The organism is Kitasatospora cathayae, assembly GCF_027627435.1.
Lineage (GTDB): Bacteria > Actinomycetota > Actinomycetes > Streptomycetales > Streptomycetaceae > Kitasatospora > Kitasatospora cathayae.
Map to the genome: position 1 here is coordinate 124,410 of NZ_CP115450.1, position 14,837 is coordinate 139,246.

Below are 14,837 nucleotides of genomic sequence, written 5' to 3' on the forward strand. Positions count from 1 at the left end.
CGGTTCATGGCGGTGCCCGCAGTCCGGAGCGTTCGCCGGCCGCCAGCAGGCCGGCGGCCCGGTCGACCAGGGCCATGATGGTCAGCGCCGGGTTGGCGCTGCCCTGAGTGGGCAGCACGCTGCCGTCGGTGATCAGCAGGTTGGGTACGGCGAAGGTGCGCAGCCGGTGGTCGACGACGCCGGCGAAGGGGTGGTCGGCCATCCGGCAGCCGCCGACCAGGTGGGCGTATCGGTCGATGGTGATGACCTCGCTCGCCCCGGCGGCGCGCAGGATGGACTCCATCACCTCGCGGGCTGCCCGGATCAGCATCCGGTCGTTGTCGCACTGGGAGTAGGCGAACTCGGCGACCGGCAGCCCGTGCCGGTCGGTCTGCTCGGCGATGGTCACCCGGTTGTCCGGCTGGGGCAGCAGTTCGGCCATCGCGCCGAGGGTGGCCCAGTGGACGTAGTCGCTGAGGTAGGCGCGCAGGTCGGCGCCCCAGTGGCCCTGGGCGACGACGTGCTCGGCCCAGGTGATGGGCAGCGGGGAGATGTTCTGGATGGTGAAGCCGCGCCGGTAGGGCTTGGCGGGGTCGGTCTCGTAGTACTGCTCGGTGGAGACCTCGGGCGGCGGGGCCTTGTAGGCGCGGACCTCCTCCTCGAAGCGGCCGGAGGTCTGCGGGGCGCCCTGCACCATGACGTAGCGGCCGACCAGGTCGTGGTCGTTGCACAGGCCCTCGGGGAAGCGCGGGCAGGCGGAGTTGAGCAGCAGCCGCGGGGTCTCGATGGCGTAGCCGGCGACGGCGACGGTGCGGGCGAGCTGGAGGTGTTCGCGGCCGTGGTGGAAGTAGCGGACGCCGCGGGCGAGTCCGTCGGCGTCGAGTTCGACCGCGGCGGCCATGCAGTCGGCGCGGATCTCGGCGCCGTGGGCGAGGGCGTCGGGGACGTGGGTGATCAGTGGGGAGGCCTTGGCGTTGACCTTGCAGCCCTGGAGGCAGAAGCCGCGGTAGACGCAGTGCGGCCGGCGGCCGAAGCGGCCGTTGGTGATGGCGACCGGGCCGACCCGGGCCTGGATGCCGAGGGCGGCGGCGCCGCGCAGGAAGACCTCGCCGTTGCCGCCGACGGGGTGCGGCGGGTGCGGGTAGGGGTGGGGCTCGCCCCAGGGCCAGTACTGGCCGGCGACGGGGAGTTCGTACTCGAGGCGGCGGTAGGACTCGCGCAGGTCGCCGTAGTCGATCGGCCAGTCGGCGCCGACGCCGTCGAGGCTGTGGGTGCGGAAGTCGGAGGGGTGGAAGCGGGGTGCGTAGCCGGCGAAGTGGATCATCGAACCGCCCACGCCCCGGCCGGAGTTGTTGGAGCCGAGCGGTACCGGGTCGGAACCGGAGATGAGCCGCGGCTCGGTCCAGTACAGGTGGTGGGAGGAGGCCTCGTCGCTCACCCAGTCGGTGAGCGGGTCCCAGAACGGGCCGGCCTCCAGCACCACGACGCTCCAGCCCCGGCGGGCCATCCGCTGGGCGAGGGTGGCGCCGCCGGCGCCGCAGCCCACGATCAGCAGGTCGACCTCGTCGGTGTCCGCGTGGCGCCGCATGTCGCGCCGCAGGGTGTGGTCGAAGCCGTGGCCGTCGCGGGGCAGCAGCCAGGCGGAGGCGTTGGTGCGCCGGACCTCCCGCTCGGCTGCGGCGTTGGCCCGTACCGTCTCGGCGGCGGCGCGCAGCCGGGAGTGCCGGCCGGGGTCGGTGGCGCGGGGCACCGGGCTGGGCGGCTGGTGGTCGGGGGGCCGGGGCGGGTGGGGGTGGGCGTCGGCGACCTCCCAGGGTTCGCGCAGGCCGACGCCCAGGCGCAGGTAGCCGCGCGGGTGGGCGGGGCCGCCGAAGCCGATCTCGTTCCAGGCGGTGGGGTGGGAGTAGTAGGCGGTGCAGGCGTACCTGGTCCACAGGCTCCAGACGTGCCGGGCGGGCAGGCCGTGCCAGCGTTCGCCGTCCAGTTCCTGGACCCGGCCGATCAGCGCTCGTTGTTGGACCTCGCTGAGCGCGGCGAACGGGCCGTCGGCGTCCTCGTCCAGGGCGTGCAGGGAGCGGCGCCAGGCCTCGTCGTCCATCGGCATGTCGGCGTAGTGCCAGCCGTCGGTCTCCAGTTCGGCGAGCCGGGCGTCGATCATCGGCAGCAGCGGGACGTCGGGGTGGTCCAGCAGTTGGTCGAGCAGGGCGCGGGCGGTGGCCTCCTCGGCGGGGGTGAAGAGGCGCAGCGGTGGCTGGGGGCCGGTGCGGGAGACCACCACGGCCGCCGTCTCGCGGTCCCAGTACCGGGCCTGGGAGAACACGTCGAAGCCGGGGAAGCGCGGTTCAGGCATAGCGGGACTCCCGGCGCAGTACGGCGGCGACGAGGCCCATCCCTCCGACCAGGCTCATCAACAGCGGCGCGAACAGCGGCGGGCCCATCTCGACGTTGTAGCGGGCCATCTCCCAGCCGCCCGGCTTCTCGGCGATGCCGCGCACGTGCAGCCAGGTGCCCTGGAGGCCGTTGGCGGTGATGGCGGCGGAGGCGACCGGCAGCAGGGTGCGGGCGGCCCGGGGGTTGAGTGCCCCGGCCACCCCGGCGACGGCGCCGACCGGGCCCAGCCAGACCGGCCACCACATGACGCGGTTGCCGAATCCGGCCCGGTCGTGCTCCAGGTAGATCTCGGCGGCGGTGATCACCGAGCCGGCGCCGGTGGCCAGGGCGAGCGAGCGCTGGAAGCGCCCGGTTCGGACGTTGCGCAGCGCGAGCTCGGCGCCGCGCCGAAGAAGGGCGGTGCCGCGCCGGAGCGGGTCAGTGCCGGCCATGCCGGCCTCCGAAGGACGGCAGCAGCTCCTGGAGCTTCGCCTTGAAGCCCTGGCGCACCATCGCCGCCCGGTCCTGGTCGCCGCGCAGCACGGACGCGGCGGCGGCCTGGATCTGGTCCCAGCTGGCGTGCGGCGGGATCGGCGGGACGGCCGGGTCGGTGCGCAGCTCCAGCACGTAGGGGCGGTCGGAGTTCAGGGCGTGCTGCCAGCCGCCGGGCACGTCCTCCGGCGCGATCGCCCGTTCGGCGCCCAGGCCGAGGGTGCGGGCGAAGCCGGCGTAGTCGACGTCGGGGAGCTCCTGGGAGGGCAGGAAGCTCGGGGCGCCCTGCATGGCGCGCATCTCCCAGGTGACCTGGTTGAGGTCGCGGTTGTTGAGCACCGCCACCACCAGGCGCGGATCCTCCCACTGCTGCCAGTACTTGGCGATGGTGATCAGCTCGGCCAGGCCGTTCATCTGCATCGCGCCGTCACCGACGAGGGCGATCGCGGGCCGCTCGGGGTGGGCGAACTTGGCGCCGATCGCGTACGGGACGCCCGGGCCCATGGTGGCCAGGGTGCCGGACAGCGAGCCGCGCATCCGGCCGCGGAAGCGCAGGTGGCGGGCGTACCAGTTGGCGGCGGAGCCGGAGTCGGCGGTGACCATGACGTCGTCGGGCAGCAGGTGGTCGAGGGCGTGGATGGCGTACTCGGGGTTGATCGGATCGGCCTCGACCTCGGCGCGCCGCTCCATCACCTCCCACCAGCGCTCGGTGTTGTCGCAGATGGTGCGCTGCCAGTCGCGGTCCTCCTTGCGGACCAGCAGCGGCAGCAGCCGGTCCAGCGTGCGGGCGGCGTCGCCGACCAGGTTGACCTCGTACGGGTAGCGAAGCCCGACCATGAACGGGTCGAGGTCGATCTGCACGGCCCTGGCCTGGCCGAACTCGGGCAGGAACTGGGTGTACGGGAAGGACGAGCCGACGGTCAGCAGGGTGTCGCAGTCGCGCATCAGCTCGTACGAGGGGCGGGTGCCGAGCAGGCCGATCGACCCCGTGACGTACGGCAGCACGTCGGGCAGCACGTCCTTGCCGAGCAGCGCCTTGGCGACGCCCGCGCCGAGCAGTTCGGCGGTCTGCTCGACCTGCTCGCGGGCGTTGCGGGCGCCCTGGCCGACCAGCATCGCGACCTTGCGGCCGGCGTTGAGCACGTCGGCGGCCCGGCGCAGCTCGTCGTCCTCGGGAACGACCGTCCAGTGCGGGCTGCCCAGACTGGAGGGCACCATCTTGAAGGCGTGTTCGGGCGGGTTGTGGTCCAGCTCCTGGACGTCGGCGGGCACGATCACGGCGGTGACGGTGTGCCGGGCGGCGGCGGTGCGCATCGCCCGGTCGAGCACGTTGGGCAGCTGCTCCGGGACCGTCACCATCTGGCAGTACTCGGCGGCGACGTCCTTGAACAGGCTCAGCAGGTCGACCTCCTGCTGGTAGGAGCCGCCCATCGCGCTGCGGTCGGTCTGTCCGACCACGGCCACCACCGGGACGTGGTCCAGCTTCGCGTCGTACAGCCCGTTGAGCAGGTGGATGGCGCCCGGGCCCGAGGTCGCCGCGCACACGCCGGTGCGGCCGGCGAACTTGGCGTAGCCGACGGCCTCGAACGCGGCCATCTCCTCGTGCCGGGCCTGGACGAAGACGGGGTTGTTGTCGGCCCGGCCCCAGGCCGCGAGCAGCCCGTTGATGCCGTCGCCGGGGTAGCCGAAGACGTACTGGACGTCCCAGGCGCGCAGTCGTTCCAGGATGTGGTCGGAAACCTTCGGGGACACGGTGCTCCTCCTTGACGCCCTTCACACGACGGCCCCCCGCAGAGGGCGGCTAACCGGTGCGGGGGGCGGGAAACCTCGGCGAGGGGGAGAGTCAGTCCGGCTCGGGCGGTTCGTCGGACCAGCCGGGCGCGTCCCGGTCCTCCAGTTGTTCGCGCAGCCGGGCCAGGGTGGCGCTCAGCAGCCGGGAGACGTGCATCTGGGAGACGCCGATGCGCGCCGCGATCTCGGACTGGGTCCGGCCCTCCCAGAAGCGGAGTTTGAGCACGGTCTGTTCGCGCTCGGGCAGTTCGGCGAGCAGGGGGCGCACGGCGGTACGGAAGTCGACCAGTTCGATGCCCGGGTCGCAGCCGCCGAGCCGGTCCAGCATGGCGCTGCCGCTCTCGTCGCTGTCCTGGTCCCGCAGGGCGTCCAGGGAGCTCGGGCGGTAGACCCGGCCCGCCACCACGCCCTCGGTGGCCTGCTCGACGCTGAGGTGGAGGTCATCGGCGATCTCCGCCGGCTGCGGGAGGCGGCCGAGCTGCTGCTCCAGCCGGTCCGAGCCGCGGGCCACCGTCAGGTACAGCTCCTGCATGCTGCGCGGCACCCGGACCGGCCAGGAGGTGTCCCGGAAGAAGCGCTTCATCTCGCCGGCGATGGTGGGGATCGCGTAGGTGACGAACTCGACGCCGCGGTGCGGGTCATAGCCGTCGACGGCCTTGATCAGGCCGATCGTGCCCACCTGGAGGATGTCGTCCATGTCCTCGGCCCGGTGCCGGAAGCGGGCGGCGATGAACCGCACCAGCGGCATGTTGAGCTCGATGACCGTGCCGCGCACGTAGCTGTAGGCGGCGCTCTCGCGGGCCAGCCCGGACAGCCGCTCGAACAGCGCGTCGCTGAGTTCACGTGCCTCGAGCTTGCCCATCGCGCGGAGTTCGGTCCTGGTGGGTTTCGGCGGCAGATCAAGCTGCGGCGGCAGATCGGGCGGGGTGCCCGAGGGCACGGCGGTGTCCTGCTCGCCGCGGGGGATTGTTTCGAGGGACGTTGTTCGCAGGGACGTTTGTTCCAGGGGAGCTGTTTCCAGGGGGGTGGACACGTGTCCTCCTCGGCATCGAGGCGAGCGCCCGGCGACGTCGGGCGGGCTCTCGCTCGCGCATCGGGGGCTCTTCCCCAGGACCTGGGCCGGTGTCGGCGGTGAGGCCCCGGTGGCACCCGGCCGGGTGCCGGCGGCCGTTCGTCCGGCGAACCGCCGCACGGTTGTTCTACCCGACACACGACAGGGAATTCACGTTTTCGACTGGTTTTTTTCGATTCGTCCGGGTACGCGCTCAGGTGACCACCCGGACCATGAGAGCCGGGCCACGAGAGGAGGGGCGGCCATGCCCCGAGGATCCAGCCCCAAGCGGGAACGCCAGTACGAGCACATCAAGGAGAGCGCGCTCGACCGGGGCGAGAGCGAGAAGCGGGCCAAGGAGATCGCCGCTCGGACGGTCAACAAGGAACGCGCCAGGCACGGCGAGTCCAAGTCCGCGAGCCGCACCTCGACCCACGACATGTCGTCCGGCCGGCGCGGCGGACAGCGCTCGCACAAGGGCTCCGGCGGCCCGACCTACGACCAGCTGTACAACGAGGCCAAACACCGCAACATCAAGGGCCGTTCGAAGATGAACAAGCGCGAACTGGCCCATGCGCTCGGCCGCTGAGCAGACTGGCCACCGAACCGACCTCCGAGTTCCGACTTCCGACGAAGGTGCGCGCCATGACCGTTCCGACGCCCCCTGATCCGGACACCCAGCCGATCCCCCACCCCAATCCCGCGCCCCGGCCGGGCGAGGGCCCCGACCCGGTGCCTCCGCCCATCCCGCCGTTCCCGGACCCCACGCCCTACCCGGACCCCGACCCGGCACCACCGCCGAAGCCGCACCCCGGGCAGCAGTAGGGCCTGGGCCCGGGGGCGCCCCGGCACCCAAGTACGCCCGCTTGCGAGTACCCCCTGCGCCCCGCTCAGCCACGCCGGATGGAACCGTCCAGCCGGGCGTGCCGATTGAGCGGGGACGGCACCTCCAGCCAGACCAGCTTTCCCCCGTCGTCCGGCCCCGCGCCCCAGGCGCGGGCGAGCCGGTCGACCACTCGCAGGCCGTGCCCACCCGGCCGGCCCGGGTCATCGGCGGCCACCAGCCGCGGCAACACCGGGCTGGCGTCCGAGACCTCCACCCGCAGGCGGATGCCGTCCCAGTCCAGGCGCAGTTCGCGCGGGCCGCCCGGCGCGTGCAGACAGGCGTTGGTGACCAGCTCCGAGACCATCAGCAGGACGTCCTCCGCCCGGGCCCGTTGCTCGTCGTCGAGGGCGGGCAGCCAGTGCCAGGACCACAGCGCCGCACGGCTGAACTCACGGCTGCGCTGCACCGCGCCCTCGCTGCCCTCGAACGCGAGCCGCCTGGTCTCTCCGGCGCCCCCCGGTCGTCCTCGCCCGGTACGGTCCATGCCGGGCCTCCTCACACCGGGCGCCGCGGAGCGCCCGGGTGCGCCGACGACACTTCCTCCGGCGACTCTTCCTCCGACGACCGCCCGGGCTGCGACGACCGTCCGGGCTCCGACGAGTGGCTGCGCTTCGACGAGTGCGTACGCTCCGACTCCGGCTCCGGCAACGAATCGGGCTGGGCCCGCGCGGCCCCGAGATCGGGATGGATCCGCAGCACGGGGTCGACCCCGGTGACCGCGAACAGCCGCGCCACGACAGGGCGCAGGCCCGCGAGTTCCAGCTCCCCGGCGACATGGACGATCCGCACCGGTCCCTCGCGCTCCACCGCGATCCACAGACCCCCGCCGTCCCGCCGGCCCTCCACCGCGATCGGGTCCCCAGCCAGGAGCACCGGTCGGGACGGCGCCGCGCCGTCCCGACCACCGTGCCGCACGGGGCGGACGGTCGAGTTCTCGCCGACCGACCCGGGTGCGGCCGGGCAGGCCACGTGCTCCTCGTCCATGCCCCGCGTTTGCCCCGCCCGGTCGCGGCTACACGCGCCGACGGGAGGAGCGGAGGCGATCACATGGCGGCGCCGAACACCGGCCGCGACGGCCACGCTCCACGGCCCCGGGTCGGCCGTCAGGAGTCGCCCGAGGAACGGGCGGACCGGCGCTGGAGCGAGCTGCTCCAGGAGGTCCGGGTCGCCCAGACCGGCTCGCAGATCCTCTTCGGCTTCCTGTTGAGCGTGGTCTTCATGCCGCGCTTCGCCCAACTCGGCGGCTTCGACCGGGGGCTGTATGTGGCCACCGTCGTGCTCGGGGCGCTCGCCACCGGCGCGCTGACCTCCCCCGTCACCTACCACCGGATCTTCGCCGGGCGCCGCCTGAAGCCCCAACTGGTGGACGCCGCAGCCCGGTTGGTGGCCATCGGGCTGGTGCTGCTGGCCCTGACCATCGGCTCGGCCCTGCTGCTCCTGCTGCGGGTGGCGACCGGCTCAGCGGTCTCCGGCTGGATCACCGCCGTCGTCATGCTGTGGTTCGCCTCCTGCTGGTTGCTGCTGCCGCTCGGGCACCTGCACTGGCGCAACGGCGGACCCCCGGACGGCCACGACGGCCACGACGGCCACGACGGTCAGAACGGCCAGAACGGCGACGACGGCGAGAACGGCGACGACGGCCCGTGACGTTTCGCCACCGGAAGCCCGGCAAGACGCCCGCCATGAGGATCCGTACGCGTTCCAAGCCCCGAACCGTGGTCATCACCGGCGCCACCGCCGGAGTCGGCCGGGCCTGCGTCCGGGCGTTCGCCACCGACGGCGACCAGCTGGTGCTGATCGCCCGTGGCATCGCCGGACTGCGCGCGGCCTCCGCCGAGGCCCAGACAGCCGGCTCGCCGGTGCGCACCATCCTGGCGGACGTCTCCGACCCGGAGGCCTGCGAGGCGGCAGCGGCCCGCGCCGAGGCGGAGTTCGGCCCGATCGACGTCTGGGTCAACGACGCCTTCGTGTCGGTGTTCGCGCCCTTCACCGAGATCAGCGCCGAGGAGTTCCGTCGGGTCACCGAGGTCACCTACCTCGGCTACGTCAACGCCACCCGGGCCGCACTGCGCCGGATGCTGCCGCGCGACCGGGGCACCATCGTGCAGGTCGGCTCCGCGATCGCCTACCGCGGCATCCCGCTGCAGACCGCCTACAGCGGCGCCAAGCACGCCATCCAGGGCTGGCACGAGGCGCTGCGCTGCGAGCTGCTGGCCAGCGGGTCGGGCGTACGGGTGACCATGGTGCAGTTGCCCGCGGTCAACACCCCGCAGTTCGACTGGGTGCTCAACCGGCTGCGCGGCCGGGCCCGGCCCGTCCCGCCCGTCCACCAGCCCGAACTGGCCGCCCGCGCCGTCCGCTACGCCGCCGACCACCCCGGGCGGCGCGAGTACTGGGTCGGCGGCAGCACCGCGGCCACCCTGGTCGCCAACGCGCTCGCCCCCGGTCTGCTCGACCGCTACCTCGCCCGCACCGGCATCGACTCCCAGCAGGACGACGGGCCGCGCCCCCCGGAGGAGCGGGCCAACCTCTGGGCCCCGGGCGACGCCTCCCATGACCACGGCGCCCACGGCCGCTTCGACGGCGAGGCCCGCGAACACAGCGCCCAGCTCTGGGCCTCCCAGCACCACGGCCTGCTCGCCGCCGGCGGCGCCGTCCTCGCCGGCGCCGCCGCCCGCGCGCTCGCGCGGGGACGGTGACCGAGGCCGCCCGCCGGCCTCGTGGGCCGCCATGGACCCGGCAACGGCGCTGCGCCGGATCGCCTTCCTACTGGAGTGGAACGACGCCTCGCCCTACCGGGTGCGGGCCTTCCACACCGCCGCCGACGCGGTCCGCGCCCTGCCGCCCGGGCCGGTGGACGCCGCACGCGCCCGCCGCCTGCCGGGCGTCGGGCCGGTCACCGCCGAGGTGATCGCCCAGGCCGCCGCCGGCACGACCCCGTCCTACCTCGCCCGGCTGGAGACCGCGGCCGGACCGGCCGCCCGGGCCGGCTGGGGCCTGCTCGCGGCCGCGCGGGGCGACTGCCACCTGCACTCCGACTGGTCCGACGGCGGCCACCCGATCGAGGAGATGGCCGAGGCCGCCCGCGCGCTCGGCCACCAATGGGCCGTCCTCACCGACCACTCGCCCCGGCTGACCATCGCCCACGGTCTCAGCCCCGAACGGCTCCGGCACCAGCTCGACGTGGTCGCGGCGTGCAACGCCCGCGACGGGTCCTTCCGGCTGCTGACCGGGATCGAGTGCGACATCCTCGAGGACGGCTCGCTCGACCAGGAACCCGGACTGCTCGGCCGGCTCGACGTGGTGGTGGCCTCGGTCCACTCCAAGCTGCGCGCGGACCCGGAACCGATGACGGCCAGGATGCTGGCGGCGGTCCGCAACCCGCGCACCAACATCCTCGGGCACTGCACCGGCCGGATCGTCACCGGCCGCGGCCGGCCGCCCTCCCGCTTCGACGCCGAGGCGGTGTTCGCCGCCTGCGCCGCCGCCGGGACGGCGGTGGAGATCAACTGCCGCCCCGAACGCCGCGACCCGCCCGACGACCTGCTGCGCCTGGCCGCCGACGTGGGCTGCCTGTTCGCCGTCGACACCGACGCCCACGCCCCCGAACAACTCCACTGGCTCACCTCCGGCTACGCCCGTGCGGCCCGCTTCGGCCTCCCGCCCGAACGGCTGGTCACCACCTGGCCGCGCGAACGGCTGCTCGCCTGGGCCCGTCCGGCCGCCGGCTGATCACCCCTCAGCGCCGATGCGCTGGCCACCCCGGGGTTTGCGCGCGGACCGGCCGGACACACGCGCCGACGTCGGACTTCCCGGAGCGAGGAGGGCGCGGGCGATGGGTGTGCTGGCCGGACGGACGGCGCTGGTGACCGGCTCCTCCCGGGGGCTGGGGCTGTTGATCGCGGGGGAACTGGCCGAGCGGGGCTGCGCCGTGATGCTGTGCGGCCGGGACGAACCGGCGCTGGAGCGGGCGCTGCGGCAGCTGCGCGGACGGCCGGGCGAGGTGGCCGCGACGGCCTGCGACCTGATGGATCCGGAGGCGCCCGGGCGACTGCTCGCGGCCGTGCGGGAGCGTTTCGGCGCCGAGGTGGACCTGTTGGTCAACAACGCCGGCCTGATCCAGGTCGGTCCGGCCTCGGCGATGCAGGAGCAGGACTTCCGGCGGGCGCACGAGCTGATGACGATGGCACCGCTGCGGCTGGTCCAGGCGGTACTGCCCTCGATGCGGGCCCGCGGCGCGGGCTCGATCGTCATGATCAGCTCGATCGGCGGCCGGATCCCGGCTCCGCATCTGCTGCCGTACGTGACCGCCAAGTTCGCGCTGACCGGTCTCTCGGAGGGGCTGGCAGCGGAGCTGGCGCAGTACGGCATCCGCGTCACCACCGTGCTGCCGGGGCTGATGCGTACGGGCTCGCACACGGCCGCCGAGTTCGCCGGGCAGGCGGCCAGCGAGTACGCCTGGTTCGCCACCGCCGCGTCCCTGCCGCTGGTGTCGATGGACGCCGGGCGGGCCGCGCGGCGGATCGTCCGGGCGGTCGAGAACGGGCGGCGCGAGCTGGTGCTGACGCCGCCGGCCAAGGCCGCCGTACTCGCCCACGGCGTGGCACCCGCCACCACCAACCGACTGCTCAGCCTGGCCGCGCGGCTGCTGCCGTCAGCCGGCGGTGCCCCGGAGCACGGCGTGCCGGGGCTACGGGCCGCCGCCCGGCATCCGCGCGGTGGCCCGGTCCACCGGCTCACCACCCTCGGACGCCGGGCGGGGCGGGCCCACAACGAGCCCACGGCGTCCTGAAGAGGTCACCAGCCAGGCCCGGGGCGGTACCACGGGCACCGGGACACCACCGCTCGCGCTCGACGGCGGACGGCCGTACCGGCTGGCCCATCCGGACGGCCCGGTGGTCCTCATCGGTCCGCACGGACGGGCTGCCCCGGGTCTTCCCGCCCATGCCGACCCTGCCGAGGACTGAGCCCGACGGAGGGTTGGTGGCCGCCGACTCGTGTGGAAGCCCGTGTCCCGGGCACACGCGGCGCTGGGACTATGACCCGGCCCCGCCATCGGACGGACGAGAGGAGCCCACCCCATGGGTACCGAGGAGAAGCTGCGCAACATCGCCGAGAAGGGCCAGGGAAAGGCCAAGGAAGCCGCCGGGAAGGCCCTGGACGACCCGGTCGTCACGGCCAAGGGCCGGGGCAAGCAGATGAAGAGCGACCTCAAGCAGGCCGGCGAGAAGATCAAGGACGTCGGGAAGGACTGAGTCCGGGGTACCGGGCGGCCGTCGGCCCGGCCGGAGCGAGCACCAGCGTGGAGCCGCGACGTCCGCGTGGCCGACCGGCCGCCCAGCCGACCGGCCGCCCGGTACCGCTCCGAGGAGGCGAACGCGATGAGCACCATGCGCAACCCCGTGCCGAAGGACCCGCCGGAGCCGGTCGAGACACCGGAGTCCCGGATGACCGGTGAGGGTAGTCCGCCACCGGCACACGAAGAGGAGAAGGGGCCGCAGGACGGCCCGGAGTTCGAGGTGACGGAGCCGGCCCACGAGCCGAAGCCGAAGCAGCACCAGCAGTAGCAGTCGCACGGCCGCACGGGCCGGGCCGATCATCGGAGCTTTCCGGCCCGCCGTCCGGCGAACGGGTGGTCCGGCGCGGCGATCGCGCGTGCTGCGGCGTTGCGTGCGGGACGCGTGCGCCGACCGGACGGTACACCTGGGGGCCGCCCGCCGCGGTGGCGGGCGAGGTGACGACCCACTCGGGGGTGGTGCGATGCGGACGGCGCTCGAACTCCTGCTCTGGTGGGGGGTGTTGCTGTTGCTGAACATCGTGCTGATCAGCTCGGTGCCACCGCTGGAGGTCGCGGTGGGCGGCGGTGTGGCGCTCCTCGGGGCGATGGGTGCGGTGGCCGTCCGACGCGCGTCCGGAGCGACTGTCGGCGGAGCGGCCCGGTTGGCGCGGGCGCTGTGGGCGTTCCCGTGGACCCTGCTGGCCGACACCGGCCGGCTGGCGCTCGCCGTGCTCTCACCCGGCCGCCGGCACGGCGGGTTCCGCACCGTGCGGCTCGCCCCCGGCACCGGGGCGGCCTGGGGCGCGGCGCTGCTGTCCGCGACGCCCGGAGCGTTCGCGGTGGAGAGCCGGGACGGCGAGCTGACCGTCCACACCCTGGGCGATGAACTCTCCGCGCTGGAGCGGGCGTTGACCGGAGCCGGGGAGTGAACGCCTGGCTGCTCGCGGCGGCCCTGCTGGCCACCGGCGGGGTCGGCCCCTGCCTGCTGCTCGGCCTGCGCGGCTCACCCCAGCAGCGGCTGGCCGGGCTCAACCTCGCCGCGACGACCACCTCCGTCGTCCTGCTGCTGCTCGCCCAGGGGTTCAGCCGCACCTCGTACACCGACCTGGCGCTGGACCTCGCGGTGCTGGCGCCCGCCGGAACGCTGGTCTTCACCCGCTTCCTGGCCGGGAGGCAGCGGTGACGCCCCGGCACACCCTCGCGCTGGTCCTGCTGGTGGCCGGCACCACCGCGCTGCTGCTCGCCGCCCTCGCCCTCGCCGTGCTGCCCGGCCCCTACTTGCGGCTGCACGCCCTCTCCCCCGCCGCCACCCTCGGCGCGCCGCTGGTCGCGCTCGCCCTCGCGGTGGACACCGGGCCGGGACGGGCGGCCGTCAAGCTGCTGGTGATCGGCCTGCTGCTGGCTGTCGGCGGCACCGTCACCACGATGGCCGTCGCACGCGCCACCGTGCGCGGCCAGCGGGAGACGGCCCAGCGGGAGGCCCAGCGGTGACCAACGCCCTGACCCTGATCGCCCTGCTGCTCACCGCCGTCACCGCGACCGCCGCCGCGCTCACCCGCGACCCGGTCCGGCAGGCCGCCGTCCTCGCCCTGCTCGGGCTCTGCCTCGCCCTGCTGTTCACCGTGCTCCAGGCGCCCGACGTCGCGCTCTCCCAGCTCGGCGTCGGCAGCGCGATCACCCCGCTGCTGATCCTGCTGACCGTCCGCCGGGTGCGCCGCCAGGAGCACTCGGAAGAATCCTCGGACCGCACCGAGTGAGCCGCACCACCCGGCTGGGGCTGTTCCTGACCGCCGCCACCATCCTCGCCGCCGCCCTGATCACCGCCGCGACCGAGCTGCCCGGCTTCGGCGGCAGTCGACACCCGTACGGCGAACGGGCGGTGGCGGCCGGGCTGGCCCGGCGGACGGCCAACATCGTCACCTCCGTCAACTTCGACCAGCGGGCCTTCGACACCCTCGGCGAGGAGTCCATCCTGTTCGGCTCGGTGCTCGGCGCCGGCATGCTGCTGCGGCTGGCCCGGGACGAGCGCAAGCGCCGCGCCGCCGCCGAACCCGTACTGCCCACCACCCGGCTGTTCGGCGCCACCCTGCTGCCGGTCACCCTGCTGGTCGGCGGATACCTCGTCGCCCACGGCCAGTTGAGCCCCGGCGGCGGCTTCCAGGGCGGCGTCGCAGTGGCCACCGCCCTGCACCTGGCCTACGTCGCCGCCGACTACCTGGTGCTCAAGCGGGTCCGCCCGCTGGCCGTGCTGGACGTGGCGGACGCGATCGCGGCCGGCAGCTACGCCGCGCTCGGACTGATCGGCCTCGCCCAGGGCGCCGGTTACCTCGCCAACACCCTGCCGCTCGGCACCTTCAACCAGCTGTCCTCCAGCGGACTGGTGGCGGTGATCAACGCCGCCGTCGGGGTCGAGGTCGCCTCGGGCGTGGTGGTCCTGCTGGCGCACTTCCTGGACCAGGCGGTCGAGATCGTCCCTCGCGGGGAGCGTCAGTGAGCGAGCGAACCATCAAGAGGTGCGCATTTCGCGAAGCGACCGCCGAGCGAAGCGAGGCGGGCGCATGAGCGAGCGGAGCGAGCGAACCATCAAGAGGTGCGCATTTCGCGAAGCGACCGCCGAGCGAAGCGAGGCGGGCGCATGAGCTACTTCCCCTACCTGGCCGCCGGCTGGATCCTGCTCGCCGGACTGTACGGCCTTGTGACCAGCCGCAACCTGGTGCAGGCGGTCGGCTGCCTGGCCGTCGCCCAGTCCTCCACCTACGTGCTGCTGCTCGCCATCGGCTACCGAGGCAACGGCGCCACCGCGCCGGTCTTCTCCGACCTGCCGACCGACGCGCCGGTGGTCGACCCGGTGGTCCAGGCGCTCGTTCTGACCGACATCGTGGTCGGGGCGACCGTCACCGCGCTGCTGCTGTCCCTGGTCATCCAACTGCGCAAGCGGCACGGCACGGTGGACCCGGAGGACCTGACCGGGCTGCGCGGGTGAGGCGCCG

Annotated in this window: 20 protein-coding genes; 14 read left to right on the forward strand and 6 right to left on the reverse strand. The window is 74.0% G+C overall.

The window, feature by feature from the left end; all coding sequences use genetic code 11:
- Window positions 1-4 precede the first annotated feature (4 nt).
- From O1G21_RS00705 to O1G21_RS00720, 4 genes are all read right to left on the reverse strand, one after another.
- Window positions 5-2,329 (reverse strand): GMC family oxidoreductase, encoded by a 2,325-nt coding sequence (locus O1G21_RS00705; RefSeq protein ID WP_270139799.1) that lies wholly within the window; start codon window positions 2,327-2,329, stop codon window positions 5-7.
- A complete protein-coding gene (locus tag O1G21_RS00710) occupies window positions 2,322-2,801 on the reverse strand; it encodes a hypothetical protein (RefSeq protein WP_270139801.1) in 480 nt (159 codons plus the stop codon). Before O1G21_RS00710 ends, O1G21_RS00705 begins: the two co-directional genes overlap by 8 nt.
- Window positions 2,788-4,593: a thiamine pyrophosphate-requiring protein gene (locus O1G21_RS00715; RefSeq protein ID WP_270139803.1), complete on the reverse strand. Its 1,806-nt coding sequence runs from the start codon at window positions 4,591-4,593 to the stop codon at window positions 2,788-2,790. The genes O1G21_RS00710 and O1G21_RS00715 overlap by 14 nt, the downstream gene beginning before the upstream one ends.
- 91 nt (window positions 4,594-4,684) lie before the next feature.
- A complete protein-coding gene (locus O1G21_RS00720; protein WP_270139805.1) occupies window positions 4,685-5,572 on the reverse strand; it encodes a SigB/SigF/SigG family RNA polymerase sigma factor in 888 nt (295 codons plus the stop codon).
- 376 nt (window positions 5,573-5,948) lie between these two features.
- On the opposite strand from O1G21_RS00720, the gene O1G21_RS00725 reads away from it, so the two are divergent.
- Entirely contained in the window at window positions 5,949-6,272 is a 324-nt protein-coding gene (locus O1G21_RS00725; RefSeq protein WP_270139807.1) for a plasmid stabilization protein, read from the forward strand.
- Between the two features lie 56 nt (window positions 6,273-6,328).
- Window positions 6,329-6,508, forward strand: a complete 180-nt coding sequence (locus O1G21_RS00730) for a hypothetical protein (RefSeq protein WP_270139808.1) — start codon at window positions 6,329-6,331, stop codon at window positions 6,506-6,508.
- Window positions 6,509-6,573: 65 nt separating this feature from the next.
- On the opposite strand, the gene O1G21_RS00735 is transcribed toward O1G21_RS00730, so the two are convergent.
- The gene (locus tag O1G21_RS00735) at window positions 6,574-7,053 is read right to left on the reverse strand and encodes an ATP-binding protein (RefSeq protein WP_270139809.1); all 480 of its coding nucleotides are present in this window, start codon (window positions 7,051-7,053) and stop codon (window positions 6,574-6,576) included.
- An 11-nt stretch (window positions 7,054-7,064) separates the two neighbouring features.
- Complete coding sequence (locus O1G21_RS00740) at window positions 7,065-7,553, reverse strand: STAS domain-containing protein (RefSeq protein ID WP_270139811.1); 489 nt, start codon at window positions 7,551-7,553, stop codon at window positions 7,065-7,067.
- A gap of 63 nt (window positions 7,554-7,616) precedes the next feature.
- On the opposite strand from O1G21_RS00740, the gene O1G21_RS00745 reads away from it, so the two are divergent.
- The 12 genes from O1G21_RS00745 (at window position 7,617) to O1G21_RS00800 (ending at window position 14,830) form a co-directional block, all read left to right on the forward strand.
- Entirely contained in the window at window positions 7,617-8,216 is a 600-nt protein-coding gene (locus tag O1G21_RS00745) for a DUF6328 family protein (RefSeq protein WP_270139813.1), read from the forward strand.
- 35 nt (window positions 8,217-8,251) lie between these two features.
- Window positions 8,252-9,268, forward strand: a complete 1,017-nt coding sequence (locus tag O1G21_RS00750) for an SDR family oxidoreductase (protein WP_270139815.1) — start codon at window positions 8,252-8,254, stop codon at window positions 9,266-9,268.
- 31 nt (window positions 9,269-9,299) lie between these two features.
- On the forward strand, window positions 9,300-10,301 hold the full coding sequence (locus O1G21_RS00755; protein ID WP_270139816.1) for a PHP domain-containing protein: 1,002 nt from the start codon (window positions 9,300-9,302) through the stop codon (window positions 10,299-10,301).
- A gap of 103 nt (window positions 10,302-10,404) precedes the next feature.
- On the forward strand, window positions 10,405-11,361 hold the full coding sequence (locus tag O1G21_RS00760; protein WP_270139818.1) for an SDR family NAD(P)-dependent oxidoreductase: 957 nt from the start codon (window positions 10,405-10,407) through the stop codon (window positions 11,359-11,361).
- Between the two features lie 289 nt (window positions 11,362-11,650).
- Complete coding sequence (locus tag O1G21_RS00765) at window positions 11,651-11,824, forward strand: CsbD family protein (protein ID WP_270139820.1); 174 nt, start codon at window positions 11,651-11,653, stop codon at window positions 11,822-11,824.
- Between the two features lie 126 nt (window positions 11,825-11,950).
- Window positions 11,951-12,136, forward strand: a complete 186-nt coding sequence (locus O1G21_RS00770; RefSeq protein WP_270139821.1) for a hypothetical protein — start codon at window positions 11,951-11,953, stop codon at window positions 12,134-12,136.
- Window positions 12,137-12,329: 193 nt separating this feature from the next.
- Entirely contained in the window at window positions 12,330-12,776 is a 447-nt protein-coding gene (locus O1G21_RS00775; protein WP_270139823.1) for a Na+/H+ antiporter subunit E, read from the forward strand.
- Entirely contained in the window at window positions 12,773-13,030 is a 258-nt protein-coding gene (locus O1G21_RS00780; RefSeq protein WP_270139824.1) for a monovalent cation/H+ antiporter complex subunit F, read from the forward strand. Before O1G21_RS00775 ends, O1G21_RS00780 begins: the two co-directional genes overlap by 4 nt.
- Window positions 13,027-13,338, forward strand: a complete 312-nt coding sequence (locus tag O1G21_RS00785; RefSeq protein WP_270139826.1) for a cation:proton antiporter — start codon at window positions 13,027-13,029, stop codon at window positions 13,336-13,338. Before O1G21_RS00780 ends, O1G21_RS00785 begins: the two co-directional genes overlap by 4 nt.
- On the forward strand, window positions 13,335-13,604 hold the full coding sequence (locus tag O1G21_RS00790) for a Na(+)/H(+) antiporter subunit B (RefSeq protein WP_270139828.1): 270 nt from the start codon (window positions 13,335-13,337) through the stop codon (window positions 13,602-13,604). The genes O1G21_RS00785 and O1G21_RS00790 overlap by 4 nt, the downstream gene beginning before the upstream one ends.
- Window positions 13,601-14,341: an MnhB domain-containing protein gene (locus O1G21_RS00795; protein WP_270139830.1), complete on the forward strand. Its 741-nt coding sequence runs from the start codon at window positions 13,601-13,603 to the stop codon at window positions 14,339-14,341. The genes O1G21_RS00790 and O1G21_RS00795 overlap by 4 nt, the downstream gene beginning before the upstream one ends.
- A 141-nt stretch (window positions 14,342-14,482) precedes the next feature.
- A complete protein-coding gene (locus O1G21_RS00800; protein ID WP_270139832.1) occupies window positions 14,483-14,830 on the forward strand; it encodes a sodium:proton antiporter in 348 nt (115 codons plus the stop codon).
- Window positions 14,831-14,837: the final 7 nt, after the last annotated feature.